Origin of the sequence: Kaistia terrae, assembly GCF_026344005.1 — a bacterium.
Classification (GTDB): domain Bacteria; phylum Pseudomonadota; class Alphaproteobacteria; order Rhizobiales; family Kaistiaceae; genus Kaistia; species Kaistia terrae.
Genome location: NZ_JAPKNH010000005.1, coordinates 336,243 through 362,313, shown reverse-complemented (window position 1 = coordinate 362,313; position 26,071 = coordinate 336,243). Strand labels below are relative to the sequence as shown.

The following is a 26,071-nucleotide window of genomic DNA, read 5'->3' as shown; positions in this document are numbered from 1 at the left end:
CAGTCGAAAAGGGAGGCACGAAATGAGTGACGGCCTTCATGCCGCCGGCCCCAAGGCCGGCATCCGGGAATGGACGGGGCTCGCCGTCCTCACCCTGCCGACCCTGATCGTTTCCATCGACGTTTCGGTGGTGATCCTCGCGCTGCCGCATATCAGCGAAAGCCTTGGCGCCGACAGCGCCCAGCAGCTCTGGATCATGGATATTTACGGCTTCATGCTGGCCGGCTTCATGATCACGATGGGGACGCTGGGCGATCGCATCGGCCGTCGCAAGCTGCTGATGATCGGCGGCACCGCCTTCGGCATCGCCTCGATCCTCGCCGCCTTTTCGCCGACCGCGTCGATGCTGATTCTTTCGCGTGCATTGCTCGGCATTGCAGGGGCGACCTTGGCGCCCTCGACCCTGGCGCTCATCACCAACATGTTCCGCGATGCCGGCCAGAGGGCCTTCGCCATCTCGATATGGATGGTCGGCTTCATGTCGGGCATGGCGGTGGGGCCGCTGGTCGGCGGGTTCATGCTCGAGCATTTCTGGTGGGGCTCGATCTTCCTTCTCGGCGTCCCGGTGATCCTTCTGCTGCTGGCAACCGCGCCGTCGCTGCTGCCGGAATATCGCGATCCCAACGCAGGCCGCCTCGACTTCACCAGCGTCGGCCTCTCGCTCTGCGCCATCCTGCCGGCGATCTTCGGCCTGAAGGAGATCGCCAAGAACGGTCCGGCGGTCGCACCAATCGCCGCGATCCTGATCGGCATCGCCTTCGGCGTCACCTTCGTCATCCGCCAGCGCCGGCTCGCCGACCCGCTGCTCGACATGCGCCTTTTCGCCAATCGCGCCTTCACGACCGCCGTCGGCAGCCTGTTCGCGATCACGCTGACCGGCGCACTGATGCTGTTCATCAGCCAGTATCTCCAGTTGGTGATGGGCTTGTCGCCGCTCCGGGCCGGTCTGTGGCTCCTGCCCGGCGTGGCAGCCTCTGTCGTCGGCTTCATGCTGGCGCCGCTGATCGCGCAGCGGATGCGCCCTGCGCCGCTGATTGCCGGCGGCCTGCTCGTCTCAGCCATCGGCTTCCTGCTGGTGACGCAGGTGCAGCCGAATTCGGGCTTTGCCGCGCTGATCCTCGGCTTCGCACTGATGAACATCGGCGGCACGCCGCTGGTAACGCTGTCGAGCGGTATTGTCGTCGGCTCGGCGCCGCCTGAAAAAGCGGGCTCGGCGGCGGCCATGTCGGAAACCAGTGCCGAGCTCGGCTTCGCGCTCGGTATCGCCGCGCTCGGCAGCCTCGGCACCGCCGTCTACCGCAGCCATGTCGAAGGGGCTTTGCCAACCGGACTATCGGCCGAGGCTTTCGAGGCGGCGCGCGATACGTTGGCCGGCGCCATCGTGGCGGCATCCAGCCTGGATGCGTTGGCGGCGAACGCACTTCTCGACGCCGCCCGCGCGGCCTTTGTCGATGCCATGCAAGTCGTGGCGGTCTGCGGGCTGGTGCTTATGCTGGGCCTCGCCCTCGTCAATCTGGTCATGCTGCGCCACGTCCGCCCCATCGGCGAAGGCACGGGTCAACCCGAAGGTGCGGATGACAAGGAGGCCTTTGAGACAGCGGCACCAGAATCCCGGTCTCCTGCGGGGAACTGAGCGGTCGAAGCGCCGTTGAGCCAGCAGATGCAACCGGAAGGAGACCAAGATGTCGATGAAGATTGCCGTCGCCGCCGCCGTTTCAATCGCAGCCTGCCTGCCACTGGTCCCGACAGAGGCGCTCGCGGTCTCCCAGAACACCGCCAAGCAGGTCTGCATCAACACCGCCGCCATCAAGCACAATGCGCTGCGTGGCAATGTGCAGGTACGCCGCGCCAGGCCGCATAGCGCAGGCTATGAATTCGGCCTCGTCATCGACGGCGCACAGTTCAACTGCATCATCAGCAAGAGCGGCAAGATCCGATATCTGGGCTGAACTTCCGCATCGGCTGGGACATTCGAAATCGCTCCGCCATCATGACAGGCCGTCACGATGGAACGATTCGAAACGACCATGCCTCTTGTCCTGACCCTATGCGGCAGCCTTCGCGCGGCATCGTCGAACCGGACGTTGCTGCGCGCTACGGAGTTCGTCGCGCCAAAAGGCGTCGTGTTCGAGCACTATGAGAGCCTTGGCGAGTTGCCGCATTTCAATCCGGATCTCGAAACCGGCCCCCTGCCCGCCTCTGTCGCGGAGCTTCGCGCCCGGATCGGACGAGCCGATGCGATCCTGATCTCCTGCCCGGAATATGCGCGCGGCATTCCAGGTTCGTTCAAGAATGCGCTCAACTGGCTGGTCGGCGGCCACGAATTTCCCGATAAGCCGATCGCGTTGTTCAACGCCTCGCCGCGCGCCTCCGACGCGCAGGCGGCGTTGCGCCTCGTGCTGACGACGATGTCCGGCCGGGTCATCGACGAATCGTCGATCGCCATCCCCCTGCTCTCCAAAAGCCGGGATGCGGAGGCCATTGCCGCCGATCCCGACATGCGGCCGATCCTCGAACGGGGTCTGGCGGCGTTGCTCGCTGCGATAGAACCGCCTCAGTCGGACTGAGGACGACTCGCGCCCCGCTCGACCAGAAAGCGCAGAATCGCGTGGTCGCCCTCCTCGCGCCGATCCTGGCGGACGAGGCGATGGCCGTCCTGCTGGCAAAGATGCGGGATGTCGATCGCCGCCATCGGGTCGGTCGCCTCGACAAGAAGGCGCTTGCCTTCCGCCATGCCGGCGAGACGCTTGCGAGCCTTCAGCACCGGCAGCGGACAGGCGACCCCGCGCGCATCCAACAGGATGTCGGCGTTCCAAAGAGTAGCCTCCGGAACGTCATTGCCCGGCTTCGCGTCCTTGTCCATCATGTCGGTCGGCACATCCTGTCAGGGCGGCCCGCGAGCAGCGGGCGAACGCTTTCTTAAAGCAGAAACCGCTACAAAACGCTCCACTCTCGTCTCTCCCTTCCTACCCGGAGCTCCGTCCGTTGCGCGTTTCCTTTGTCGGCATGGTCGAGCGCTTGGCGCCGGCGGCGTTTCGCGCCCGCCTGGTTCGCTTTGCCGCCATCGCCGACAATGTCGCAACCGGCCGTGACGATCGCGCCGTCGCCCAGCGCATGGCGCTGATTGCCTTCGCGATCCGCATCTTCTCCGCCGTCATCGCCTATGCCAGCCAGGTGCTTCTGGCCCGCTGGATGGGCGATTTCGAATATGGCGTCTATGTCGTCGTCTGGGTCGGCGCCGTGATCATCGGCGGCCTTGCCTGTCTCGGCATCCAGACTGCCGTGGTCCGTTTCGTACCGGAATATGCGGCGCGTAACGAACTGGCGCTTTTGCGCGGCATTTTGATCGGCAGCCGCGTGCACGGTCTCGCCACGGCAACGGCAATCGGCGCGATCGGCCTCCTCGGCATTTTCCTGTTTCGGGATGGAATCGCCGGCTATTACGTCATGCCGCTCTATCTGGCGGCGATCTGCGTTCCCATGCTGGCATTGGGCGAAATCCAGGACGGTCTGGCGCGCGGCTTCAATTGGGCCGATCTGGCGCTGGGACCGACCTTTATCGTCCGCCCCGTCCTGATCATTGCCTTCACCTTCGCGGCGCTCGAAATGGGGGCGCTCCCCAACGCCACCACGGCGATGACGACCGCGATCCTCGCCACCTATCTGACCAGCCTGCTGCAGATGGGTGCGCTGTCCTATCGCACGCGAAAAGTCGTGGTGCCGGGCGTGCGGCAATACCGCTCGCTGACCTGGATCGCCGTCGCTTTCCCGATCTTCCTGGTCGAGGGCTTCTTCAACCTTTTGACCAATGTAGACATCCTGATTGTCGGCCAGTTGCGTCCGCCGGAGGAAGTCGCCGTCTACTTCGCCACGGTGAAGACGCTGGCGCTGGTGCATTTCGTCTATTTCGCCGTCCGCGCCGCGACGATGCAGCGCTTTTCGCAATATTACGCTTCCGGCGACCGCGTCCGTTTTGAAGCGACCGTGCGCGATTCGCTGCACTGGACGTTCTGGCCCTCGGTCGCCGCCATTTTGGTGCTGCTTCTCTGCGGCCGCTTCCTGCTGTCGATGTTCGGCGAAAGCTTCGTCTCCGGCTTTCCGTTGATTTTCATTTTCTCGGTGGGCCTGCTGATCCGAGCTTCGATCGGCCCGGCGGAAAGCATCTTGACCATGGCGGGCGAGCAGCGGATCTGCGCCGCCGTCTATGCCGGCACCTTCCTGGTCAATCTGATCCTCAACTACACGCTGATCCCGCATTTCGGCCTGCCGGGGGCAGCGATCGCCACCTCGCTGGCGCTCGTACTCGAAACCGTCGCCGTCTATCTGGCGGTGCGCTGGCGGCTGCGGTTGCGCTGCTCGATCGTGCATGTGCTGGGATCACGCGGCACGATCAACCTCGCCCCCCGCGCGGAAAAGCAGCTGTGAGGATCTCAGAGACGACACCGGGCGAGCATCCGGCGCAACCCACCCACACGGCCGAGGACAATCCCTTCTTCTCGGTCGAAATTTTGAAGGCAGCGCTCGACCAACTCGCCGACGCCAAGGTGACGACCGCGCGGGTCACCGCAACGGATGGACGGCTCGTTGCCCTCGCGCCGATCCGGCCGACGCGGCTCGGCCGGCTGGTTCCGGCTATCTCGATCTGGGTGCATTCGCTTGGACCGCTCGGCACGCCGCTGCTCGACACCGCCACCCTTGAGAAAGCGGCCGCCGGACTGATCGCCGCCATGGATGGCGAGCGTCCGGCCCGCCGCATCCTTGAATTTCCCTATCTGCCGCTCGAAGGACATGTTGCCAACGCGCTGCGCCGGCAGGCGGCACGGGAGCAGCGCCCGGTCGCGGTGCTCGCCGCGCATCAACGCGCCGTGTTGAACCGCGCTGGACAGGATGGAAATCGCTTCCTCGACGCCATTGCGCCCAAAAAGCGCAAGGAGCTGGGGCGACAACTGCGACGGCTTCACGATCTTGGCGCCGTCACCATCGAGCACGTGACGGAGCCCGCCCCCTTGGCTGCCGCGTTGGAGGACTTCTTCGCGCTGGAGGCAAGCGGCTGGAAGGGGAAGCGCGGTACGGCGCTGACACTCCGGCCTCGTGAAAAAGCGTTTGCGAAGGCCGCGGTCGCGAGCGGCGACACGACGATCCACGCGCTTCGACTGGATGGTCGCGCCGTGGCCATGCTGGTGAGCTTCCAGTCAGGCGCCGGCGCCGTCACCTGGAAGATCGCCTATGACGAGGCCTATGCGCGCTTCTCGCCCGGCGTTCAGATCATGCTGGAAGCCTCGACCGCGCTCCTTGCCGATCCGACCCTCGAGCGGATCGACTCGCTCGCCATCGCCGGTCACCCGATGATCGATCCCCTCTGGCCGGACAGGATGAGCGTTGGCACGCTGGTAATCGGGCCGAAGGGCGGCGGAATCGGCTACGAAGCCGGACTGTCGCTAGCCCGACTGGAACTCGTTCTGCGGCCGATCGCACGACGGTTCGTCCGTTCGGTCCGAAAAAAGGCCGAGGTGCTGAAAAGCCGGCTCAGGCAATCTGCATCAGCCGCATCGCCAGAAGGCTGATCGCGCCGAGGGCGATCAGCGACAGCACGACGGTCGCCGTGACGCGAAAACCCGCGCGCGCCACCGACCGGACATCGACGCCAAGCCCGAGCGCTGCCATCGCCAGCACCGTCAGGAAGCTGGCCAGCGAACTGGTGCGGACAACGACCGCATCCGGGATCAGGCCGGCCGAGCGCAGCATGCCGAGAGCGATGAAGCCGAGGATGAACCACGGCACCATGTGGCGGTAGTTCGGCCGACCGGCGTCGATCCGCGCGCCATCGACCCGGCTTTCCAGCAATGACAGCACCAGCACGACAGGCCCGAGCATCAGCACGCGCAGCAGCTTGACCAGCGTGCCCATCTGCACGCTGACGGCGGCGATCGGTGCGGTCGCGGCCAGCACCTGCGGCACGGCATAGACGGTCAGCCCGGCGAAAACGCCATATTGCGTCGCCGACAGGCCGAGAACCGGCATCAGCAAGGGCAGCGCCAAAACGACGACGACGCCAAGCACGGCCGTGAAGGCGATGGCCGAAGCAACATCCTCGCCATCGGCCCGGATGACCGGGGCCGCCGCCGCGATGGCGGAGTTGCCGCAGATCGAGTTGCCGCAGGCAATCAGGATCGCCATCCGGCGTTCCAGCCCCATCAGCCGGCCGATGCCATAGCTGGCGAAGATCGCGCTGGCAACGACGACGGCGACGCCGACGAGAAGCGTCATGCCCTGTGCCGCGACAGCCGCCGCGCTGATCGACGCGCCAAGCAGCATCACCGCGAATTCAAGCAAGGTCCGAGCGCTGAAATCGATGCCGGGCAGGAAGCCTGTGCCCGGTCGCCAGCAGGAGCGCACGGCAACACCCAGCAGGATCGCCAGCACGACGCCGTCGAGCCAGGCCCGGCCCAGCAAGGCGGCCTCTGCCCGTTCGATGACGAGGGCGGCGACCGCCACGGCAGCGGTCAGGGCAAGCCCGGGACCGAGACGATGCAGGAAGGACGGGAGAGAGCGGAATGCCAGGGACATGACGGCAGGATGCAGCCAGCCCATCATGCAATCCATTTCGAAATATATTACTGTTCGTTCGATACAATCGAACAAATGATCCCATGACCCTCGATCAGCTTAGAATTTTCATCGCCGTTGCCGAGCGCGAACACCTGACCAGGGCCGCTGAAGCGCTACGGCTGACGCCCTCGGCGGTCAGTTCCGCCATTCACGCGCTCGAAACGCGTTTTGACGTCCACCTGTTCGATCGTGTCGGCCGTCGCATCGAACTGAACGAGGCGGGCAAGATCTTCCTGGTTGAAGCGAAAGCGACGCTGGCGCGCGCGGAGGCGGCCGAACTGGCGCTATCGGAGCTGGGCGGGCTGATGCGCGGCACGCTGCAGATCCAGGCGAGCCAGACGATCGCCAGCTACTGGCTGCCGCCGGCGCTGATGCGCCTGCGCGCCGCCTATCCCTCGATCGGAATCCATCTCGAGGTCGGCAACACGGAAACCGTGCGCCGGGCTGTGCATGACGGCATCGCTGAAATCGGCTTCATCGAGGGAGACATCGACGATCCGGCGCTGTCGACGCGAACGGTCGGCGAGGACCGGCTGATCATCGTCACGACGCCCGGCCATGAACTGGCCCGGGCGACCGTCGTCGGCGCGCGCGAAATCGCGGCGACACGCTGGGTCATGCGGGAGAAGGGCTCCGGCACGCGCTCGGTGTTCGAGACGGCGCTGACGGCACGCGGCATCCTGCCGGAGTCGCTGACCGTCGACCTCGAACTGCCGAGCAACGAGGCGATCCGCGCCGCCGTCGAGGCAGGCCACCACGCCACCGTCGTGTCGGAACTGGTGGCGAGCCCGCATATCGAGGCGGGCAAGCTGGCGCGCGTCGCCTTCGAGATGACGCCGCGCGCTTTCAGCATGGTCTGGCACAAGGAACGCTACCGCTCGAAGGCGGCGCTGGCGTTCGAGGCGCTGCTGTCCGCGCCATAAGTGTCTTCGACCGAAGTGGGTACCGGTTCGCCCTAGCGGTTGACGACGGCGCCGCCGATCGAGACGACCGTGCTGCCATCGGCGGGCAGCGGGCCGGGGCCGGCGACGGGCGAACGCTCGTACGGCTTGGCCAGGACGAGCGACCAGTAGACCTTGTACTTGCTGTTCGGCGCATAGGCTGTGCCGATGCCGATCTTGGTCACGCCCGGCTTGAGCATGTTGGCGTTGTGGTGCGGGGAATCGCGCCAGCCCGAAAACGCCTCGGCGAGCGTGCGATAGCCCGCGCCGACATTTTCCGCCGCGATGCCGGCATCAAAACCGGAGGCGGCGAGACGGCGCTTGAAGCTGCCGCCGACGTCGTGGTTGACCTTGTCGGCCTTGGCCATCGCCCGCGCCTGGTCGGCCGCCATCTTGTTCAGCAGCGGGTCGACCGTGACAGGGCCGAGGCCCTTGTTCATGCGGTAACCGGTGATAAGGCTGGCGGCGGCCTGCGGATCAACGGCGGCGCCGGCGGAATCGATCCGGTTGTAGAAGACAGGCGATTTCGGCGTCGTGTCGACGACCGTCTCCGAACAGCCGGCCAGAACGGCGACGGCGGTCAGAGCGGCAAGCAGCGATGGCAAGCGCCGGGGAAAGAGGGTCATGGAGCGGCCTCGGGGGGTCAAGAAAGCTGAGACGTTCGACATAGCCAAAAAACGCTAACGAACTGCAAGCGACGACTGAATGGGTCGACGGTTCATCCGGGGAGAGCCACGCCCTCTTCCTTCAACCGGCTCAAAATCGAGAAGCGGAGATCCGATCGCACCGTCGCGCCGGCGGCGATATCGGCCAGGTAGCAACGCAGTTCGAAATCGAGCGATTTCTCGCCGAAATTCAGGAAAAGGACAATCGGCTCCGGATAGCGCAACACGAGCGAATGGCTCTTGGCGATCTCGAGCAGGATGGTCTTCACCTGCTCGGCGTCGGCGAGCTTGCTGACGGTCACGGGCACGATGATGCGCCCCGACCGGTCACGCAGCACCATGTTCTTGACGACGCCGGTGATCAGGCTCGAATTCGGCACGATGACGGTGGCGCGATCGAACGTCTCGATCTCGGTGGCGCGCACATTGATGCGCTTGACCGTCCCCTCCTCCGCCCCGACCGTGATCCAGTCGCCGGCGCGGATCGGCCGCTCGGCCAGCAGGATCAGGCCCGAGACGAAATTATTGACGATCGCCTGCAGACCAAGACCGATACCGACGGAAAGAGCACCGGCGACGATGGCGATATTGGAAAGATCCAGGCCGGCATAGCCGAAGGCGAGCGTCGCGGCGAAAATCATGCCGACATAACCGACGCTGGTGCGGATCGAATTGCGCAGGCCGGAATCAAGCCGCGTCGTCGGCAGAAAGCGCGTGTCGAGCCAATTCTGGACCGTGCGGGTGATCACCAGGCCGACAACAAAGACGACGATGCCGGCGACCAGCGTCGACAGCGAGATGGTGATCGAGCCGATCTTGAAGCCGAAGAACAGCTGGCGGATCGTTTCGAACAGGCCGGAGGAATCGACGCCCCACTGCGCCACGACGGCGAGGAAGGCGAAGCCGATCAGGACCAGATGTGCCGCGCCATTGGCCAGCACGCCCGCCTGGGTCACCGAACGCGGGGCGAACCCGACCGAACTGATCAGGCGGCTTCCCACGACACCATCGCGCTGGAAGGACGCCGCCGTCAGTTCGTCGGTGACCTTCATCAGGAGGTAGAGCAGCGACACAACGACCGAGATCCACACGGTTTGCGTCGTGAGAAAGCGACCGAGCGCGACATAGCCCATCAGGCTGGCGATGATCGCGCTGCCCGCCGCGAGCCCGGCCACCATCTGAGCGATCCGCCCCAGCCCGTATTCTTCGTCGGCGGGATCATCGCCCTCCTCCTCCGAGGGCGGTACGCGCTTGGTCAGGACGCGAACCATCCCGATGATCAACACGGCAATCGCAATCGATAGAATGCCATCAAGGGCGATGACAAACTGCAGCGAGGCCAGCGTCACCTTGGCGAAGCTCTGGTGGACGATCACCAGCGCCTCCAGCGCCGCGATCGCCACCGAGTAGTGGAAGGCCCGGGTCGCAACGGTGTCGTCCAGCGCCACCAGCCGCCAGGTGCTGCGCGTCGGCGCCAGCAGCGCCCGCGACACGCCGAAGGCGAGCGAGAAGAAGACGATGGCCGCCGTGGCGCCCGACCACAGCAGGTCGACGCGATAAGGCATCAGATCAAGCGCGTTCAACACCGAGCGCACGCCGGTCAGCACGATCAGCGGCAGGAAGGCGTTCACCGCGACGATCGCCGCCGCCGACATCACCTTGGTCCGCATGGTCGGCTGATGATCGGCCGTTGGACGCCGCAGCTTCGAGAGCAGGAAACGCCGCCCCGGCACCAACACCGTGATGATCAGCGCCAGCAGGCTGACGATGATGGCGACCACCGAGCGGTCGCTGCGATTGGCGACGACGCTCGTCCATTCCCCGGCAACGGAGCCGGTGCGCCCTAGGATCGACGGCACATCCGTCGCAGCATCGCCCCAGAGGCCCGGATCGATCAGGCTGGAATTGCGCTCCAGCAGGGCGGCGGTGAAGCGGGTCCGGCGGCGTTCGCCGATCTCCGACAACGTGTAGGCGCCATGGGTGGCGACAGCGAGCGCCTGCTTCTGGAAACCGGCCAGGTCGGCAAGTTGCTGCTCGGCCTGCTGGCGATTCTCTTTGGCCGCTTCCGATTCCGCCGCTTCCGTTGACGCCGTGGGCTTCAATTGCTCGAATTGCGCGGTTGCCGCCGCGACCTTGGGCGCCAGCGCCTCGGCGAACTCGTTCGCCGCCGCCACGATGTCCGTCGCTTCCTGTTTGAAGCGCTTGAAATCGGCATCGGTCGCGCCGTCGCGATCAATCGCCAGATCGATCCGCTCCAGGGTTCCGTTCCAGACGTCGATCTGCTTCTGCGGATCCTCGGGCTGCGCCCAGGCAGCGCCGATCATGAAGAAGCCGAGCACGATCACGCAAAGCAGGCTGACAAGGCCGCCGTGCTGTCGCATCGATCGAGGCTGAGATGCGGACGCTATCGAGGAATTGCAGAACAAGGAGATCTCCCGCCGGGCGGCGCGCCGCGTCATGCGGTCACCTGAGCTATAATATGAAAGATGACGAGAATAGGGAGTTCTGCCGCAATTTGCCGGACATACAACTGTGCCAGGTTCGTCTCCGGCTGGTGGCGCGGCAGCAACGGCACCCCATATGCGACGGGCCAACACGCTGCAAGGACTTGACGCTTGACCCTTTCCGCCCCCCCTGAGGACGCGACCGCCGCGCTCTTCCGGACCCGATCCGCTTCGGCGATCCTGGCCAATCTCGGCTCGGTCCTGAAGAAGGACAGGGTGAGCCTCGGCGACATGGTCGATGCGCTCGGCGAAGCGGGACTCGGCCTGAGCATCCTGATGCTGGCACTGCCATCCTTCATCCCCATTCCCGGCCTGCCGACCGGCTTCGTCTTCGGCACGGCGCTCGCCATCCTGTCGCTGCAGATCATGGCCGGAGCCGACCGGCTGCTGCTGCCGCAATGGCTACGGCGGCAGAGCCTGCCGCGCGGACCGGTCGTCAACGGCGGTATCTGGATCGCGCCCTGGTTCAAGCGCATCGAATGGATGCTGCGACCACGCTTTTCGTTTCTCTCCGGCCGGCTCGCCTATTTCATACTCGCCGTGCCAATTTTCGTGCACGCCGTGATGATCCTGTTGCCGATCCCACTCGGCAACCAGCTTCCCTCGCTCGCCGTCATCGTCTTCGCCTTCGGCCTGATCGAGCGCGACGGGCTGGCCGTGATCATCGGCTGGGTGCTGACGATCGTCGCCATTGCCTGGAACTCGGCGATCGTTTTCTTCGGCGCCGAACTTTCGCTTTTTCTCTATCGCTGGGCATCCGATCTCTGGGCGCAGATATAGCCGAATCGAGCTGCGCCTCCTGCCGGGACCCAAGCCTTCGCCCCCCTAGCGCACCCCTCATTCCCGCCCCTGCCAAATTGTGAACGGTTTTGAACTCAATCCGTCTTGCGCGACGAAAAAACTGTGCTAGCCTTGAGTGAGAAAAGGTTTTCTCAATCGGCTCAGGCGGCGGAACCAATCCTTCCGCCTTTTTTAAGCGCAGCTTGAGAAAACCTTTTCTCTAAAGAACAGGCCGCCGCTCGAACGGACGGCCAGGTGAGGAAACGACGGTATGAGTGACGGTAGCGACAACGTGATCCAGCCCGCCCGCAGGCGGCCTGTGACGTTGCGCGATGTCGCCGAGACGGCCCGCGTCAGCGTCGCGACCGCCTCGAAGGCGCTGAACGACCAGGGCCGCATGACCGCCGAGACGCGGACCCGCATTCGCGCCGTCGCGCTGCAGCTCGGTTTCCGCCCGAACAGTCTCGCCCAGAGCCTTTTGCGCCGCCGCAGCTTCACCGTCGGCCTGCTCACCAACGATAGCTATGGCCGCTTCTCGTTGCCGGTCATGGCCGGTGTTTCGGAAGCGCTGCTCGACAATGGCGTCTCGGTCTTTCTGTGCAATGTCGAGGACGATCCGCGCCTTGGCCAGTTGCATGTCGACGCCATGCTGGACAAGCGTGTCGACGGCATCATCGCCTCCGGCAAGCGGCTCGACCGCCATCTGCCGGTCGACCTTTCCAATCTCGGCATTCCGGTCATCTACGCGTTTACGGAACCCGACCCGAATTCGATCGCCTTTGTTTCCGACGACGAAGGCGGCGCAAGGCTCGCCGTCGAACACTTCGTGGCGCTTGGCCGCAAGCGCATCGTCCATGTAGCCGGGCCGGAGACCTTCGCGGTCGTCCACCAGCGCGCCGACGCCTATCGCGCCGTGCTTGCCGAGAACGGACTGACGCCGCCACGCGTGATGATGGGCCCCTGGTCGGAAGGCTGGGGTCACCAGGCCGTGGCCGAGCTCTTCGACGCACCGGGCGAAAAGCCGGACGCCGTTTTCTGCGGCAATGACCAGATCGCGCGTGGCGTCGTCGACGCGCTGCGTGAGCGGGGGCTTCGTGTCCCCGAGGATGTCGGCGTCATCGGCTTCGACAATTGGGAGATTGTCGCCGCCGCCACGCGCCCGCCGCTGACCACGGTCGACATGAACCTGACAGCGCTCGGCCGCGAGGCCGGCCTCACTCTGCTTTCGCTCGTCGACGGAAAGCCCGTCGAGCCGGGCCTTCGAAAACTGCCGTGCCGGTTGGTGGTGCGTCAGTCATGCGGTCGTCCGCCGGGCGACTAAGGGTACCTGTCACGGTCCCGGGAGGAGCCTGGATCGGGGACATACAGGGAGGGAAGACCATGAAAAGACTGACAATTCTGGCGGCGACCGCCACGCTGCTTTCGATGACGGCGCTCGCCTCGGCGGCCGAGACCGCCAATATCTGGGTCCGCGCCGACGGCTCCAATTTCATGCCGCAGATCGTCGAGGCCTTTAACAAGAGCCACGAGAACCAGATCAAGCTCGACATCATTCCGAACGCCGAGATCGTGCAGAAATATGCGACCTCTGCCGCTGGCGGCACCGCGCCGGACGGCCTGTCGCTCGACCTGATCTACACGCCGGCCTTCGCGGCCGCCGGCCAGCTCGAGGACATCACCGACTGGGCGAAATCGCTGCCCTACTTCAAGGAACTGTCGCCGGCCCATGTGAAAACCGGCACCTATAAGGACAAGATCTACGGCTTGCCCTTCTCGGCCGACAGCTCCGTGCTGATCTGGAACAAGAAGCTGTTCAAGCAGGCAGGTCTCGACCCCGAAAAGGGCCCGACCAACTTCGCCGAGATCGCGGCGGATGCCGAAAAGGTCGCGGCGCTGGGCGGCGAGATCAAGGGCTTCTACTTCTCCGGCGCCTGCGGCGGCTGCAACATCTTCACCTTCACGCCGCTGATCTGGGCCTCGGGTGGCGACATCCTCAGCGCGGATGGCTCGAAGGCGACCCTCGACACCCCGCAGATGCGCGACGCGATCGCCCTCTATCGCGGCATGGTCGAGAAGGGGCTGGTTCCGGAAGGCGCCAAGACCGACTCGGGCGCCAATTTCTTCGCCGCCTTCGCCGGCGGCAATATCGGCATCACACCGTCCGGCGCCTTCGCCATCGGCGCCCTCAACACTCAGTACAAGGACATCGACTACGGCGTGACCTTCCTTCCGGGCAAGGACGGCGGCTCGTCCTCCTTCGCCGGCGGCGACAATTTCGTCGTCACCAAGGGCACGCCGAAGCTGGCCGTGCTGAAGGAATTCCTCGACTACGCCTATTCGCTCGAAGGCCAGACGCTGCTCGCCAGCCGTGGCAGCCTTCCGGTTCGCGGCGACATCGCCAAGGAAGCGCTGAAGGATCTCGATCCGCGCTACCAGATCGCCGCTGAAGCGATGGCCAAGGGCAACACGCCGTACAGCGTCGTCTTCAACGACATCATCAACTCCGCCAACGGCCCGTGGGCGCAGATGATCAACGAAGTGTTCTTTGGCGACGACGTCGACGGTGCGCTCGCCAATGCGCAGGAAACGATGCAGGGCATCATCGACGCCGGCACCGGCCAGTAAGGCCTCGCGATCGGCGGGGGCGCAGCAGCGCCCTCGCCGTCATGCCAGCATCGCTTGCGAAGGAAACGTCATGTCCTCGATCTCGGCCAAAGCGGGCGCTATGCCCGCCGCGCCCGCCAGACGACGGTCGAAGATCGACCGTGGCCATTGGGTCGGCCTCCTCTACATCGCCCCGGCTATCGTCCTGGTGATGGTGTTCTTCGTGATTCCGCTCGGCATGACCGCCTGGATGTCGCTGCACAACTGGCCATTGATGGGCCAGCACCGCTTCATCGGCCTCGACAACTATGTCGCGATCACCAAGGACGTCCGCTTCTGGAACGCCCTGAAATTCACCGGCTACTACACGGTGATCGTCACCATCGCGATTTTCGCCGTCGCCTTCCCGCTGGCGCTCTTCGTCGAGAAGCCGCGTCCGATGATGGGCGTCTATCGCACCGCCTTCTTCATGCCCGTCGTCGTCGGCTTCGCCTCCGCCAGCCTGCTCTGGGCCTGGCTGCTCAATGTCGATAGCGGCCTGTTCAGCCCGGCAGCCCAGGAGCTTGGCCTGACGGAAAAACGCTTCAACCTGATCGCCACCTTCAACCCGGCCTTCTGGTCGATCATCGTCATGGTGGTCTGGAAGGTCGCCGGCTTCACCATGGTCATCCTGATGACCGGTCTTCAGTCGATCCCGACCGAATTGCAGGAAGCCGCCAAGATCGACGGCGCCAATGCCTGGCAGCGCTTTCGCTCCATCACCTTCCCTTTGATGCGTCGCACGGTTGCGCTGGCGCTGATCCTCTCGGTCGCCGGCTCTATCCTCGCCTTCGACCAGTTCTACATCCTGCTGCGCGGCGGCCCGCGCAACTCGACGATCACGGCGGTGTACTGGATTTTCAACCAGTCCTTCGTCTCGTTCAAACTCGGCTACGGCGCGGCGCTGTCCATGGTGCTGCTCGTGATCCTCGTCGTCCTGAGCCTGATCCAGCTCCGGCTGCTGCGTAATCCGGAGGGGACATGATGGCCACCACAACCCGCACCCGCGAGCGTTCGATCGGAAGCCTGATCGCCGAGCATGGCACCGGCATCATCCTGTCGCTGCTGTTCATCGCCCCGATCGTCTGGGCGATCCTCTCGACCTTCAAGCCCCGGAGCGAGGCGCGCCTACCGCCGATCCCGCCCTGGCCGACGACCGGATTTTCGATCGACAACTACCTTACGCTCGACACCTTCGGCGCCGGGCTTTCGCATTCGGCCCAGAACAGCATTTTCGTCGCGGTATCGAGCGTGGTGCTGACGGCGATCATCAGCCTGCTCGCCGGCTACGGCTTCTCGCGCTTCCGCTTCCCGTTCAAGAACCTGTTCTTCATCCTGATCCTGTCGACGATCATGATCCCGTTCCAGTCGATCCTGACGCCGATCTTCCTGATCCTGTCCTGGCTCGGGCTGCAGAACACGCTGACCGGTCTCGTGCTCGTCTACGTCACGCTGCAGATGCCCTTCTCCATCTTCATGATGCGCAACGCCTTCGACGCGGTGCCAAAGGAGATCGAGGAGGCGGCCCGCATCGACGGCGCGACGAACGTCGCCCTGCTGACCAAGGTAATGCTGCCGCTGGTCTGGCCCGGCGTGGTGACGGTGGGACTTTTCGCCTTCCTCAACACCTGGAACGAGTTCCTCGCCGCCCTTGTGCTGATGACCGACCAGTCGAAATTCACGCTGCCGATCATGATGACCGCCGTTCAGTCGGGCCGCTTCGGCGCCGTCGACTGGGGCGCCGTCCAGGCGGGTGTCACCATCATGATGATCCCCTGCCTGATCCTCTTCCTGCTGCTGCAGCGCTTCTACATCCGCGGCCTGACGGCCGGCGCGGTGAAATAACCCCCTCCCCCGAACGCTTTTTCTTCGAAGAATAGGAGTTTTCCATGAGTGCCCAGCCATCGCCCGAAGAGGCCCCGCGCGCCCGCTTCCGTCCGCCCGCCGTGCCGCAGGTCGAAGTTCGCGGCTTCTGGGGCGCGCGCGTCGACGCTGTTGCCGAGAAGACCGCCGATATTCTCTACGAACGCTGCGTCGAAGCCGGCATGCTCGACCAGATCGATCCGGATCGTCCGATCCCGGAGCTGCGCATCCCCTTTCACGTCCATGACGGCTTCACCGCCTCGACGGTGACGACGCAGATGTTCTGGGATTCCGATCTCGGCAAGACCATCGAGACGGCGGCCTATTCGCTGTATCGACGCAAGAATCCGGAGCTTGAGAAGAAGATCGATGCCGTCATCGACATGTACGCCAAGCTGCAGCAGCCGGACGGCTATCTGTCGAGCTGGTATCAGCGCATGCAGCCCGGCCTGCGCTGGACCAACCTTCGCGATTGCCACGAGCTCTATTGCGCCGGCCATCTGATCGAGGGCGCCGTCGCCTACTTCCAGGCGACCGGCAAGCGCAAGCTGCTCGACGTCATGTCGCGCTATGCCGACCATATCGCCAGCGTCTTCGGCCCCAATCCCGGCCAGCGCAAAGGCTATTGCGGCCATGAGGAGCTGGAACTGGCGCTGGTCAAGCTCGCCCGCGTCACCGGCAATTCCAAGTACATGGACCTCGCCAAATACATGGTCGACCAGCGCGGCCAGCAGCCGCACTATTTCGACGAAGAAGCCCGCGCCCGCGGCGCCGACCCGAAGAATTTCCACTTCAAGAGCAACGAATACAACCAGTCGCATCTGCCGGTCCGCGACCAGGACAAGGTCGTCGGCCACGCCGTTCGCGCCATGTATCTCTATGCCGGCATGGCCGACGTCGCGACAGAGTATGGCGACGACGATCTGCGCAAGGCGCTCGACCGTCTCTGGGACGATCTGCACTCGAAGCGGCTCTATGTCACCGGCGGCCTCGGGCCATCGGCCGATAATGAAGGCTTCACCGCCGATTACGACCTGCCCAACGAGACGGCCTATGCCGAGACCTGCGCCGCCGTCGGTCTCGCCTTCTGGGCCAACCGCATGCTCGGCATGGGTCCGAACACGCGCTATGCCGACGCGATGGAACTGGCGATCTACAACGGTTCGATCTCCGGCCTGTCGCTCGACGGCTCGCTGTTCTTCTACGAAAACCCGCTCGAGAGCCGTGGCGGCCACAATCGCTGGAAGTGGCATCGCTGCCCGTGCTGCCCGCCGAATATCGGCCGCATGGTCGCTTCGATCGGCACCTATATGTACGGCCAGGCCGAGGGTGAAGTCGCCGTCCACCTCTATTGCGATTCGACCGCGACGCTCGACATCGGCAGCGCCGAGGTCACGCTGACCCAGAACACCCGCTATCCGTGGGACGGCGCGATCGGCATCACCGTCGATGTCGCCAAGCCGACCCTCTTCGCACTCCACCTGCGCATTCCCGACTGGTGCCGCAAGGCGACGCTTTCGGTCAATGGTTCGCCCGTCGACCTCAACGCTGCCAAGTCGGACGGCTATGCGCGCATCGAGCGCGAATGGAAGGCCGGCGACACCGTCCAGCTGGATCTCGACCTCGCCGTCGAGCAGCTTTACGCGCATCCCGAGGTCCGTCAGGACGTCGGCCGCGTCACGCTGAAGCGCGGACCGCTGGTCTATTGCCTGGAAGGCATCGACAACCCGCTATCGCTGAACCGCATCCGCGTTCCCGCCGCTTCCAGCTTCACGGCCAATTTCGAGCCGGGGCTGCTTGAGGGTGTCGTAACGCTGGCGGCCGAAGCGAAGGCCGACGTGACCGGCGACTGGAACGGCGATCTCTATCGGACCGCCGCGCCCAAGACCGAAACCGTGCCGATCAAGGCCGTTCCGTACTACGCCTGGGACAACCGCGAGCCGGGCGAAATGCTGGTCTGGCTGCGCGGCGGCTAGCTTTCGCCGGCCTCGGCCGAACCAATCGATCGAACGCGGGCGTCGCGACCGGGAAGGTTGCGGCGCCCATCTTGTTTCCGGAGCCGATTGCCAAGCGCGTTACGAACCGGCATCAACGCCGCAACGACAGGGACCGGGACGATGGAAGAAGTAGAGTTCACCGGCCGATGGGCGATCTTCCGGGATCAGCCCGACCGAGGCTGGATCCCCTGGGAAGGTGGGCCATCGCCGTTCGATAGGGGCGCGGTCGACGTACGGTTGCGTTCGGGACGCCTGATCCTTTATCGCAGCCCACCAGGGATTGGCGGCCGGGCGACTCCGGGCGGCGGCTGGGTCCATACCGGCGAGCGGACCGACATCGTCGCCTATCGCCGCCATATCGATCCAGCGAGCCCTGGAACGGAAAACGACATCCTGCCGTTCTAGCAGGATGACCATCGCGCCCGCTCTGGCGCGGCAGGCTTTCTTGTCTATGCTCGGCCAACTTTGCGTCGCACAGGGGTTATCCGCGTGTTCTTTCTCGTTCGTCTGGCGTTTCTCTATTGCGTGATCGGCGTGGTCATTCTGCTGGCCCAGCTCACCTTCACGACCTGCGAACGCCCGCTTGTCATCGACGATGGCACCAGCTCGCTCAAGGGACCGCTCGAACTCTCCCGCCTCGGCTCCGACAACGACTATCGGTGGCGCGTCATGACGGACGTCGTGTTCTGGGGCCCGCGCGCCTTCGACTTCGTCATCAAGGGCGACGTGTCGGTGAAGAACTTCCTGTTCGCCACCGACTGCAAGCGCTGAGCCGCAGGATTCCGGCCGTCAGATCACCAGCAGCGGCGTCTTCGGCGGAACGCGATCGTAGAGATCCATGACGTCCTGGTTGAACATCCGGACGCAGCCGGCCGAGGCCGACTTGCCGATCGAGCGCCATTCCGGCGAGCCGTGGATGCGATAGAGCGTGTCGACGCCGTCCTTGTAGATGTAGAGCGCACGGGAGCCGAGCGGGTTCTTCAGGCCGGGCGGCATGCCGGTGCGCCACTTCTCCAGCGCCGGCTTGCGGCCGATCATGGCGGCGGGCGGCGTCCAGGTCGGCCATTTCCGCTTCCAATGCACGATAGCGCGGCCCTTCCAGGCATGCCCCTGGCTGCCGAGGCCGACGCCATAGCGCATCGCCTTGCCGTCCTTCAGCACGAGATAGAGAAAATTCTCGCTGGTATTGACCACCAGCGTACCGGGCGCCTCGCCGGTCGGATCATCGACCAGCTGGCGCAAGAATTTCGGATCGACCGCGTCATATCGGATGGCCGGCAGCTTGTAGTCGCCATCCTGCACGGCCGCGTACATCCGGGCATATTCGCTTCCCACCGCCTTGGGCTCGACGGCTGCGATCACCGGGGCGGGAGTGACAACCGGCGGGGGTTGCAGGCCGGGCGCCAGGGGCGAGAGGCTGATATCCGCGCCGATCTCCTTGGGAACCTGCGCGCAGGCGGCGAGCGCCGATACGCCGACAAGGGACATGCCGGTCAGGAACGACCGGCGCGAAAAAGCTGAAGACACGGGACGAAAGCCTTGGATTGAGATCGCTGGGGAATGGCCAGCTGGCAGGAGCGGACCTTGAACGGTCTCCTGCGGGGTCGAATGCGGCAGGGATGTGATTCAGGCAAGCGCCGCGGTCGCGGGGCAGCCATGCATAGGGGAAACGGGTCACACCTGTTGCTGAATGGGCACGATTTTTGGCCTAGCGATCGGGCCGCTGGACCTTCTGCAGAGATGCTCCACCCAAGCGCGGCCCGAACCATCGCGATGCGACTATGTCGCCCCGGATAGAAAATCCTCGACGCGAAACGCCTCGGAGAACGCCTGTCGAAGCGTGTCCGCCGACAGGGGTTCGAGACGGGGAAGACGACCGAGATGGCGCACGCCGCCCATCCCGGTAATGATGCGCTCCGTCTCCACTTCGGCATCACCCAGGAAGGCAACGCCGAGCACCGGTACCGCCCGACGGCGCAGCGCCTCCAGCGACAGCAGCGTATGGTTGATCGTGCCGAGCGACGTCCGGGCGCAGAGTATGACGGGAAGGCGCCAGCGCGCGAAGATGTCGGCGAAAGTTTCCGTCGAGGTCAGGGGAACCAGAACGCCGCCGGCCCCCTCGATGACGAGCGGCCGGCGCGTCGCCGGCGGCTCCAATGCGTCGGGGTCGATCGAGATGCCCTCGCTCGCCGCCGCGAAATGCGGCGAGGCAGGCAGGCTCAGCCGGAACGCCTCGGCATGGACGCGATCACCGCCGACCCCGGCAAGACGCGCGACCGTCTCGCTGTCCGTCTCGCCCTCCAGCCCCGCCTGCACCGGCTTCCAATAGTCGGCCCCCAGCCGATCGACGAGACCGGCGGCGAAGACCGTCTTGCCGATGCCCGTGTCGGTGCCGGTGACGACGATGCGAGGCGGCGTCACCGCGACGATGCCTGCAGCGTCGCGGCGCGCATGCCGAGCTTCGACAACAATGCAGCGTCCTGCTGGCGTTGCGGATTGCCGGTGGTGAGCAGCACATCGCCGGTGAAGATCGAATTGGCCCCGGCCAGGAAGCAGAGCGACTGGGTTTCATCGCTCATGGCATGGCGGCCGGCCGACAGGCGCACGACGCTTTCCGGCATCAGGATCCGGGCGAGAGCCACCAGCCGGACGAAGGCGATCGGGTCGACCGGTTCGCCCTTGTCCATCACCGGCGTTCCCCGGATCTCGTTCCACATGTTGAGCGGGACGCTTTCCGGCGGCGGATCCAGATTGGCGAGGATGACCAGCATGCCGATGCGGTCGGCGATCGTTTCGCCCATGCCGACAATGCCGCCCGAACAGACCTTTATGCCGCCGTCGCGGACATGAGCCAGCGTTTCCAGACGGTCGTCCATCGTCCGCGTCGTGATGATCTCGGGGTAGAATTCGCGCGAGGTATCGATGTTGTGGTTGTAGAAATCGAGCCCGGCGTCGCTGAGCCGCTCGACTTGGTCCGGCGTCAGCATGCCGAGCGTCACGCAGGTCTCCAACCCAAGCGCCCGGACGCCGCCAATCATCGCGCACACCTTGTCCATGTCGCGATCCTTCGGGCTCCGCCACGCCGCGCCCATGCAGAAGCGGGTCGCGCCGCCCTCCTTGGCCCGCCGCGCCTCGGCAACAACGCGCTCGACTTCCATCAGCTTCGTCGCCTTGACGCCGGTATCGTAGCGGGCGCTTTGCGAGCAATAGCCGCAATCCTCGGGGCAGCCGCCGGTCTTGATGCTGAGGAGGCTCGCCTGCTCGATCTCCGTCGGGTCGAAATGCTGGCGATGCAGGCTTTGCGCCCGGAACATCAACTCCGGAAAAGGCGAAGCGTAGAGCGCTTCCGCCGCTTCGGCGGTCCAATTCTGAGGGGGTCTCCCCGCCTGCATCGCAGGCGAGGAGATCGTGACGGCGTTTGGCTCGACGATCATCGGCCGATCGTCCCGATGAAGCGGGCAGGCACGATGGCCGCGCCAACCGCGACCATGGCGATGTTGATCAGATCGCCAAGGATGAACGGCGTGAAGCCGAGCGTCAGGATGCTTCCGGCCGGCACGAACATGCCGAGCCAGGGCAGGCCGACCGCATAGGTGACGGCGAGCCCGGCCAGCATGGCGGCGGTGCGGCCGAACGTCTTGCGGCCCTCAGCCAGCGCGCCGGTGACCCAGCTTGCCGCGAGATAGCCGAGCAGATAGCCGCCCGTCGGTCCCATCATGTAGACAAGGCCGATGCCCCGCTCCGGGGAATCCGAGAAGACCGGCAAGCCGGCGGCGCCGACCGCCAGATAGCCGAAGAAGGTTGCGGTCGCGAGGCGAGGACCGGCGGCGATCGCGATCGCCATCACGGCGAGCGTGTGCAGCGTCATCGGCACCGGCCAGGACGGGATGTGGATCTTGGCGCAAAGCGTGATCAGCGCGATGCCGGCCACGACGACCGCTACAGGGCGGATCAACGTCCGCGCATTGCGGGTTGTGAGGGCGAGAACCGAGTTCATGTCATCTCCGTGTAGAATTATAGATAATAATCGAATCTATCTATAATAGAATCCACATGGAGCCGAGTCGCGCAAGTCTCTATCTATAAATATCAGCCAACGATAGCGAAGGCTTCACGCACCTTGCCGCCGGAGGCCGAAACCGGGCGGCGTCCGATCCACTGCACATGACCGGCCAGCGTCGAGCACGCCGCATCGACCTGGCGAGCGCGCAGCGCGGCCAAAATGGCGCGATGGTCGTGGTCGGTCCGCGCCTCCCAATCGGCGCGCCACGCCGCGAACAGGAAGCGCGCGCTGGCGGCGTGCAGATCATCGATCGAGGCCAGCAAACGGGGCATCCCGCACGGCGCGAGGATCAGGTGATGGAAGCGCCGGTTAGCCTCTTCCCAGGAGCGAACGTCGCGCGATTCGTCGCCGGCCTTGGTCGCCGCCTCGGCCTCGTCGAGAATGGCCGATGTCAGATTGGGCGCGGCATGGCGCAGCGCCAGAACCTCCAGCGCGGCGCGCATCTCCGCCACTTCCTTGACCTCGGCCAGATTGAACGAGGCGACCCGCACGCCCCGGCGCGGCTCGCTGACGGCGAGGCCCTGCGCCTCCAGCCGACGGAACGCCTCGCGGACCGGCACATGGCTGGCGCCGAATTCCTCGGCGACATGATCCTGCCGCAGGCGCGATCCCGGCTCGATTTCACCGGCGATGATGCGGTCCGCCAGCGCACGGCTGATCCGCACCGCCAGCGTTTCTTCTTTTGGCTTGCTCATGAGTTATAGATAATTTTTCGCGCGATGATTGTCGATGGCGGGCAACGCTGGCGTGGCGCGACACGCCGCACATTCCCGAATGACGGTCGCAACGCCCAAAACAACCAAGGCTGTCCCAAACGGCGCGCTATCGCTATATCTTGAAGACATTCACGCGGAAGGCCCGGCGATCCCAGCGGATCGCGGAGGACGGGCTTGGCCGATGCGACGATACGGGGCGACGACAGAACCGAGGCAATCTGGGGGGAGGCGATGTCCAGTCAGGAAGTCGCACGGCATGCCGACAAGGTCCAAACAGCCATCAGCTCGGGCGAGGCAGCGACATCCGCGCTGGTCGCGTCCTGGCAACGCTCGGCAAAGCTGCATCGTCTGGATCCGGCCGAAAGACGCCTGCCCAACCGGCTCAGCGACCGCGAGCTCGAGATTTCGCGCCAGCGCATGGAGCCGTTGCTGCGAGCCGCGCAATCCAGCCTAGACCGGCTCTGCCTCGCCATCGGCCGCATTGGCGGCTGCGTTCTTCTGGCCGACCGGGACGGCATCCCGGTCGAGCGGCGGGGTGCTGCCGGCGATGACGACACTTTCGAGGACTGGGGGCTCTGGACCGGCTGCGTCTGGAGCGAGGAGAGCGAAGGCACCAACGGCATAGGCACCTGCCTGGTCGAGCAACGCGTGCTAACCATCCATCGCCACCAGCACTTCTTCACCCGCAACACCGCTCTCTCCTGCACGACCGCGCCGATCTTCGATCACGAGGGCCAGGTCGCCGCCGCGCTCGACGTCTCGACCGGCCGGACCGACATGACCGAAGGCCTGGTCCAACTGGTTGCCATGGCGGTGAGCGAGGCAACACGCCGGATCGAGGCGGAGAATTTTCGCCTCGCCTTTCCGCAGGCACGCATCGTCGTGGCGCCGACGGCGGAATGGACGCCCAATGCACTGCTCGCGATCGACGCGGACGATATTGTCATCGGCGCCACCCGCGCCGCGCGTCAGGCCTACCGGCATTGCGACGGCCTAATCGGACAACCGCTGCCGCTCGGTGGACTGACGGGCGAAGCGCGCTTCGACGACGAGTTGCGCCAGGCCGAACGCGCCATCCTGGAACGGGCGCTGCAGCGTTCCGGAGGCAACGTCACAGCCGCCGCCCGGCAACTCGGCGTTTCGCGCGCCACCCTGCATCGCAAGCTCGGCAAACTCGGGCTCGAGCGTCCCAACTGAGTATTGCAGTGCACAGTGTCGCAAAGGTGAGACAGTTCCACCTCCCCGCCCGATGCGACCGGGCTGACAGACGCCGTTAGCCGGTCAACCTTCCTCCCATGACGCAGTTCAAGCGTCGACCAAGGGAGGTCTTCATGAACAAGCCGGAATTCACCCGCGCCACCAAGGCGCCGTTCGCACCCCGCTATGACAACTATATCGGCGGCAAGCGCGTACCGCCCGTATCGGGCCGCTATTTCGACAATACCTCGCCGGTGAACGGTCGCGTGCTATGCGAGGTCGCGCGTTCCGACGCCGCCGACATCGAGCTGGCGCTGGACGCCGCCCATGCCGCCAAGGATGCCTGGGGCCGCACCAGCGTCGCCGAACGCGCGCTGCTGCTGAACCGCATCGCCGACGTCATGGAAGAGAATTTGGCGACGCTGGCGCTGGCCGAGACCTGGGACAATGGCAAGCCGATCCGCGAGACGACGGCCGCCGACATGCCGCTCGCCATCGACCATTTCCGTTACTTTGCCGGCGCAGTACGGGCGCAGGAAGGCGGCATTTCCGAGATCGACCACGACACCGTCGCCTATCATTTTCATGAGCCGCTCGGCGTCGTCGGCCAGATCATTCCCTGGAACTTCCCAATCCTGATGGCGGTGTGGAAACTTGCCCCGGCGCTCGCCGCCGGCAATTGCGTCGTGCTGAAGCCGGCCGAGCAGACCCCCGCCTCGATCCAGGTCCTGCTCGACCTGATCGACGGCATCCTGCCGCCGGGCGTCCTCAACGTCGTCAGCGGCTTCGGCCTCGAAGCGGGCAAGCCGCTCGCCTCCAGCCCGCGCATCGCCAAGATCGCCTTCACCGGCGAGACGACGACCGGCCGGCTGATCATGCAATACGCCTCGCAGAACCTGATCCCTGTGACGCTGGAGCTTGGCGGCAAGTCGCCGAACATCTTTTTCGAGGACGTGGCGTCCGCCGACGATGACTTCCTCGACAAGGCGATCGAGGGCTTCGTCATGTTCGCGCTGAACCAGGGCGAGGTCTGCACCTGCCCGAGCCGCGCGTTGATCCATGAAAAGATCTATGACCGCTTCATGGAAAAGGCGCTGAAGCGCGTCGCGGCGATCCAGCAGGGCGACCCGCTCGATCCCGGCACGATGATCGGCGCGCAAGCCTCCAGCGAGCAGCTGGAAAAGATCCTGTCCTATCTCGACATCGGCAAGAAGGAAGGCGCCGAGGTGCTGATCGGCGGCGAACGCAACGACCTGCCGGGCGACCTCGCCGGTGGCTACTACGTCAAGCCGACCGTCTTCCGCGGTCACAACAAGATGCGCATCTTCCAGGAAGAAATTTTCGGACCGGTCGTCTCCGTCACCACCTTCAAGGATGACGAGGAAGCCCTGTCGATCGCCAATGACACGCTGTACGGGCTTGGCGCCGGCATCTGGACCCGCGACGGCAACCGCGCCTATCGCTTCGGCCGGGCGATCCAGGCCGGCCGTGTCTGGACCAATTGCTATCACGCCTATCCGGCGCATGCGGCGTTCGGCGGCTACAAGCAGTCCGGCATCGGCCGCGAGAACCACAAGATGATGCTCGACCACTACCAGCAGACCAAGAACATGCTGGTCAGCTATTCGCCGAAAAAGCTCGGCTTCTTCTAAGGGCTCCTCCCCGACCGACTGGCACCGCGCGGGCTCCTCCGCGCGGTGCATTTTTCCGGAAGAGGCTCGAATGGACAGGATTTCCGAAGACCGCGTCTCAGCGACGCCAGCGGCGCGGCAACTGCTCGACGAGATCATCGCCGAGCACGGTCCGGTGCTGTTTCACCAGTCCGGCGGCTGTTGCGATGGCTCCTCGCCGATGTGCTATCCGCGCGGCGACTTCATCATCGGCGACCACGACGTGCTGCTTGGCCAAATCGGCGAGACGCCCTTTTATATCGGCGCGGCGCAATACGAGGTCTGGAAGCACACGGATCTGACCATCGATGCGGTGAACGGACGAGGCGGCATGTTCTCGCTCGACAACGGTCGCGAGCGCCGCTTCCTCGTCCGATCGGATATCTGCGCGATTCCGTAGCTCTTTGTCGGATCGTGTTTTCT

At 64.9% G+C, this 26,071-nt stretch carries 26 protein-coding genes; 17 read left to right on the top strand and 9 right to left on the bottom strand.

Features of this window, described 5'->3' with window-relative positions:
• Positions 1-22: 22 nt before the first annotated feature.
• The 3 genes from OSH12_RS16790 (at position 23) to OSH12_RS16780 (ending at position 2,567) form a co-directional block, all read left to right on the top strand.
• The gene (locus OSH12_RS16790) at positions 23-1,633 is read left to right on the top strand and encodes an MFS transporter (protein WP_266344736.1); all 1,611 of its coding nucleotides are present in this window, start codon (positions 23-25) and stop codon (positions 1,631-1,633) included.
• Positions 1,634-1,682: 49 nt separating this feature from the next.
• Positions 1,683-1,949 carry a hypothetical protein gene (locus tag OSH12_RS16785; RefSeq protein ID WP_266344735.1) on the top strand — a complete coding sequence of 89 codons (267 nt, stop codon included), beginning with the start codon at positions 1,683-1,685 and terminating at the stop codon, positions 1,947-1,949.
• 78 nt (positions 1,950-2,027) lie between these two features.
• Positions 2,028-2,567 carry an NADPH-dependent FMN reductase gene (locus tag OSH12_RS16780; protein WP_266344734.1) on the top strand — a complete coding sequence of 180 codons (540 nt, stop codon included), beginning with the start codon at positions 2,028-2,030 and terminating at the stop codon, positions 2,565-2,567.
• Here OSH12_RS16780 and OSH12_RS16775 read toward each other — a convergent pair.
• On the bottom strand, positions 2,555-2,866 hold the full coding sequence (locus OSH12_RS16775) for a sulfurtransferase TusA family protein (RefSeq protein ID WP_323180673.1): 312 nt from the start codon (positions 2,864-2,866) through the stop codon (positions 2,555-2,557). The two genes, OSH12_RS16780 and OSH12_RS16775, sit on opposite strands and share 13 nt — an antisense overlap.
• A 119-nt stretch (positions 2,867-2,985) precedes the next feature.
• Here OSH12_RS16775 and OSH12_RS16770 point away from each other — a divergent pair, with 119 nt between their 5' ends.
• Complete coding sequence (locus OSH12_RS16770; RefSeq protein ID WP_266344733.1) at positions 2,986-4,425, top strand: lipopolysaccharide biosynthesis protein; 1,440 nt, start codon at positions 2,986-2,988, stop codon at positions 4,423-4,425.
• Positions 4,422-5,564 (top strand): GNAT family N-acetyltransferase, encoded by a 1,143-nt coding sequence (locus tag OSH12_RS16765; RefSeq protein WP_266344732.1) that lies wholly within the window; start codon positions 4,422-4,424, stop codon positions 5,562-5,564. Before OSH12_RS16770 ends, OSH12_RS16765 begins: the two co-directional genes overlap by 4 nt.
• On the opposite strand, the gene OSH12_RS16760 is transcribed toward OSH12_RS16765, so the two are convergent.
• On the bottom strand, positions 5,527-6,567 hold the full coding sequence (locus OSH12_RS16760) for a YeiH family protein (protein ID WP_266344764.1): 1,041 nt from the start codon (positions 6,565-6,567) through the stop codon (positions 5,527-5,529). The genes OSH12_RS16765 and OSH12_RS16760 overlap by 38 nt on opposite strands.
• 83 nt (positions 6,568-6,650) lie before the next feature.
• Here OSH12_RS16760 and OSH12_RS16755 point away from each other — a divergent pair, with 83 nt between their 5' ends.
• Positions 6,651-7,532 carry a LysR family transcriptional regulator gene (locus OSH12_RS16755; protein WP_266344731.1) on the top strand — a complete coding sequence of 294 codons (882 nt, stop codon included), beginning with the start codon at positions 6,651-6,653 and terminating at the stop codon, positions 7,530-7,532.
• 32 nt (positions 7,533-7,564) lie between these two features.
• Here the strand turns inward: OSH12_RS16755 and OSH12_RS16750 are convergent, their stop codons facing one another.
• Both OSH12_RS16750 and OSH12_RS16745 read right to left on the bottom strand, forming a co-directional pair.
• Positions 7,565-8,176: a CAP domain-containing protein gene (locus OSH12_RS16750; RefSeq protein WP_266344730.1), complete on the bottom strand. Its 612-nt coding sequence runs from the start codon at positions 8,174-8,176 to the stop codon at positions 7,565-7,567.
• Between the two features lie 92 nt (positions 8,177-8,268).
• Entirely contained in the window at positions 8,269-10,596 is a 2,328-nt protein-coding gene (locus OSH12_RS16745) for a DUF3772 domain-containing protein (RefSeq protein ID WP_266344729.1), read from the bottom strand.
• 234 nt (positions 10,597-10,830) lie between these two features.
• Here OSH12_RS16745 and OSH12_RS16740 point away from each other — a divergent pair, with 234 nt between their 5' ends.
• The 8 genes from OSH12_RS16740 (at position 10,831) to OSH12_RS16705 (ending at position 18,773) form a co-directional block, all read left to right on the top strand.
• Positions 10,831-11,499, top strand: a complete 669-nt coding sequence (locus tag OSH12_RS16740; protein ID WP_266344728.1) for an exopolysaccharide biosynthesis protein — start codon at positions 10,831-10,833, stop codon at positions 11,497-11,499.
• A gap of 271 nt (positions 11,500-11,770) precedes the next feature.
• Complete coding sequence (locus tag OSH12_RS16735; protein ID WP_266344727.1) at positions 11,771-12,820, top strand: LacI family DNA-binding transcriptional regulator; 1,050 nt, start codon at positions 11,771-11,773, stop codon at positions 12,818-12,820.
• 59 nt (positions 12,821-12,879) lie between these two features.
• Positions 12,880-14,124: an ABC transporter substrate-binding protein gene (locus OSH12_RS16730; RefSeq protein ID WP_266344726.1), complete on the top strand. Its 1,245-nt coding sequence runs from the start codon at positions 12,880-12,882 to the stop codon at positions 14,122-14,124.
• Between the two features lie 70 nt (positions 14,125-14,194).
• Positions 14,195-15,127, top strand: a complete 933-nt coding sequence (locus OSH12_RS16725; protein WP_266344725.1) for a carbohydrate ABC transporter permease — start codon at positions 14,195-14,197, stop codon at positions 15,125-15,127.
• Positions 15,127-15,987, top strand: a complete 861-nt coding sequence (locus OSH12_RS16720) for a carbohydrate ABC transporter permease (RefSeq protein ID WP_266344763.1) — start codon at positions 15,127-15,129, stop codon at positions 15,985-15,987. The genes OSH12_RS16725 and OSH12_RS16720 overlap by 1 nt, the downstream gene beginning before the upstream one ends.
• A gap of 44 nt (positions 15,988-16,031) precedes the next feature.
• Entirely contained in the window at positions 16,032-17,981 is a 1,950-nt protein-coding gene (locus OSH12_RS16715) for a glycoside hydrolase family 127 protein (RefSeq protein ID WP_266344724.1), read from the top strand.
• Between the two features lie 141 nt (positions 17,982-18,122).
• On the top strand, positions 18,123-18,407 hold the full coding sequence (locus OSH12_RS16710) for a hypothetical protein (protein ID WP_266344723.1): 285 nt from the start codon (positions 18,123-18,125) through the stop codon (positions 18,405-18,407).
• Between the two features lie 84 nt (positions 18,408-18,491).
• Entirely contained in the window at positions 18,492-18,773 is a 282-nt protein-coding gene (locus OSH12_RS16705; RefSeq protein WP_266344722.1) for a hypothetical protein, read from the top strand.
• 18 nt (positions 18,774-18,791) lie between these two features.
• Here OSH12_RS16705 and OSH12_RS16700 read toward each other — a convergent pair whose 3' ends face one another.
• The 5 genes from OSH12_RS16700 to OSH12_RS16680 all read right to left on the bottom strand — a co-directional run bounded on the left by OSH12_RS16700 (position 18,792) and on the right by OSH12_RS16680 (position 22,760).
• Positions 18,792-19,490 (bottom strand): L,D-transpeptidase, encoded by a 699-nt coding sequence (locus tag OSH12_RS16700; RefSeq protein ID WP_266344762.1) that lies wholly within the window; start codon positions 19,488-19,490, stop codon positions 18,792-18,794.
• A gap of 291 nt (positions 19,491-19,781) precedes the next feature.
• On the bottom strand, positions 19,782-20,423 hold the full coding sequence (gene bioD, locus OSH12_RS16695; RefSeq protein WP_266344721.1) for a dethiobiotin synthase: 642 nt from the start codon (positions 20,421-20,423) through the stop codon (positions 19,782-19,784).
• Positions 20,420-21,436, bottom strand: coding sequence for a biotin synthase BioB (gene bioB / locus OSH12_RS16690; protein ID WP_380225288.1), 1,017 nt, complete (start codon positions 21,434-21,436; stop codon positions 20,420-20,422). The genes bioD and bioB overlap by 4 nt, the downstream gene beginning before the upstream one ends.
• A complete protein-coding gene (locus OSH12_RS16685) occupies positions 21,433-21,999 on the bottom strand; it encodes a biotin transporter BioY (protein WP_266344720.1) in 567 nt (188 codons plus the stop codon). The genes bioB and OSH12_RS16685 overlap by 4 nt, the downstream gene beginning before the upstream one ends.
• A gap of 92 nt (positions 22,000-22,091) precedes the next feature.
• On the bottom strand, positions 22,092-22,760 hold the full coding sequence (locus tag OSH12_RS16680) for a GntR family transcriptional regulator (protein ID WP_266344719.1): 669 nt from the start codon (positions 22,758-22,760) through the stop codon (positions 22,092-22,094).
• A gap of 252 nt (positions 22,761-23,012) precedes the next feature.
• Between OSH12_RS16680 and OSH12_RS16675 the strand changes: the two genes are divergently transcribed.
• The 3 genes from OSH12_RS16675 (at position 23,013) to OSH12_RS16665 (ending at position 26,048) form a co-directional block, all read left to right on the top strand.
• On the top strand, positions 23,013-23,978 hold the full coding sequence (locus OSH12_RS16675) for a helix-turn-helix domain-containing protein (RefSeq protein WP_266344718.1): 966 nt from the start codon (positions 23,013-23,015) through the stop codon (positions 23,976-23,978).
• A gap of 134 nt (positions 23,979-24,112) precedes the next feature.
• Positions 24,113-25,630, top strand: coding sequence for an aldehyde dehydrogenase (gene adh, locus OSH12_RS16670; RefSeq protein WP_266344717.1), 1,518 nt, complete (start codon positions 24,113-24,115; stop codon positions 25,628-25,630).
• 70 nt (positions 25,631-25,700) lie between these two features.
• A complete protein-coding gene (locus tag OSH12_RS16665) occupies positions 25,701-26,048 on the top strand; it encodes a DUF779 domain-containing protein (RefSeq protein ID WP_266344716.1) in 348 nt (115 codons plus the stop codon).
• Positions 26,049-26,071: the final 23 nt, after the last annotated feature.

Excerpts from the sequence above, each read along its gene's own strand:
- OSH12_RS16730 (WP_266344726.1), top strand. The coding sequence starts at position 12,880 with ATGAAAAGACTGACAATTCTGGCGGCGACCGCCACGCTGCTTTCGATG.
- OSH12_RS16720 (WP_266344763.1), top strand. The coding sequence starts at position 15,127 with ATGGCCACCACAACCCGCACCCGCGAGCGTTCGATCGGAAGCCTGATC.
- OSH12_RS16675 (WP_266344718.1), top strand. The coding sequence starts at position 23,013 with ATGTCCAGTCAGGAAGTCGCACGGCATGCCGACAAGGTCCAAACAGCC.
- OSH12_RS16685 (WP_266344720.1), bottom strand. The coding sequence starts at position 21,999 with ATGAACTCGGTTCTCGCCCTCACAACCCGCAATGCGCGGACGTTGATC.
- OSH12_RS16780 (WP_266344734.1), top strand. The coding sequence starts at position 2,028 with ATGCCTCTTGTCCTGACCCTATGCGGCAGCCTTCGCGCGGCATCGTCG.
- OSH12_RS16680 (WP_266344719.1), bottom strand. The coding sequence starts at position 22,760 with ATGAGCAAGCCAAAAGAAGAAACGCTGGCGGTGCGGATCAGCCGTGCG.
- OSH12_RS16735 (WP_266344727.1), top strand. The coding sequence starts at position 11,771 with ATGAGTGACGGTAGCGACAACGTGATCCAGCCCGCCCGCAGGCGGCCT.
- OSH12_RS16750 (WP_266344730.1), bottom strand. The coding sequence starts at position 8,176 with ATGACCCTCTTTCCCCGGCGCTTGCCATCGCTGCTTGCCGCTCTGACC.
- OSH12_RS16665 (WP_266344716.1), top strand. The coding sequence starts at position 25,701 with ATGGACAGGATTTCCGAAGACCGCGTCTCAGCGACGCCAGCGGCGCGG.
- adh (WP_266344717.1), top strand. The coding sequence starts at position 24,113 with ATGAACAAGCCGGAATTCACCCGCGCCACCAAGGCGCCGTTCGCACCC.
- OSH12_RS16710 (WP_266344723.1), top strand. The coding sequence starts at position 18,123 with ATGGAAGAAGTAGAGTTCACCGGCCGATGGGCGATCTTCCGGGATCAG.
- OSH12_RS16745 (WP_266344729.1), bottom strand. The coding sequence starts at position 10,596 with ATGCGACAGCACGGCGGCCTTGTCAGCCTGCTTTGCGTGATCGTGCTC.
- OSH12_RS16760 (WP_266344764.1), bottom strand. The coding sequence starts at position 6,567 with ATGTCCCTGGCATTCCGCTCTCTCCCGTCCTTCCTGCATCGTCTCGGT.
- OSH12_RS16700 (WP_266344762.1), bottom strand. The coding sequence starts at position 19,490 with ATGTCCCTTGTCGGCGTATCGGCGCTCGCCGCCTGCGCGCAGGTTCCC.
- OSH12_RS16790 (WP_266344736.1), top strand. The coding sequence starts at position 23 with ATGAGTGACGGCCTTCATGCCGCCGGCCCCAAGGCCGGCATCCGGGAA.
- OSH12_RS16785 (WP_266344735.1), top strand. The coding sequence starts at position 1,683 with ATGTCGATGAAGATTGCCGTCGCCGCCGCCGTTTCAATCGCAGCCTGC.
- OSH12_RS16715 (WP_266344724.1), top strand. The coding sequence starts at position 16,032 with ATGAGTGCCCAGCCATCGCCCGAAGAGGCCCCGCGCGCCCGCTTCCGT.
- OSH12_RS16775 (WP_323180673.1), bottom strand. The coding sequence starts at position 2,866 with ATGATGGACAAGGACGCGAAGCCGGGCAATGACGTTCCGGAGGCTACT.
- OSH12_RS16725 (WP_266344725.1), top strand. The coding sequence starts at position 14,195 with ATGTCCTCGATCTCGGCCAAAGCGGGCGCTATGCCCGCCGCGCCCGCC.
- OSH12_RS16755 (WP_266344731.1), top strand. The coding sequence starts at position 6,651 with ATGACCCTCGATCAGCTTAGAATTTTCATCGCCGTTGCCGAGCGCGAA.
- bioB (WP_380225288.1), bottom strand. The coding sequence starts at position 21,436 with ATGATCGTCGAGCCAAACGCCGTCACGATCTCCTCGCCTGCGATGCAG.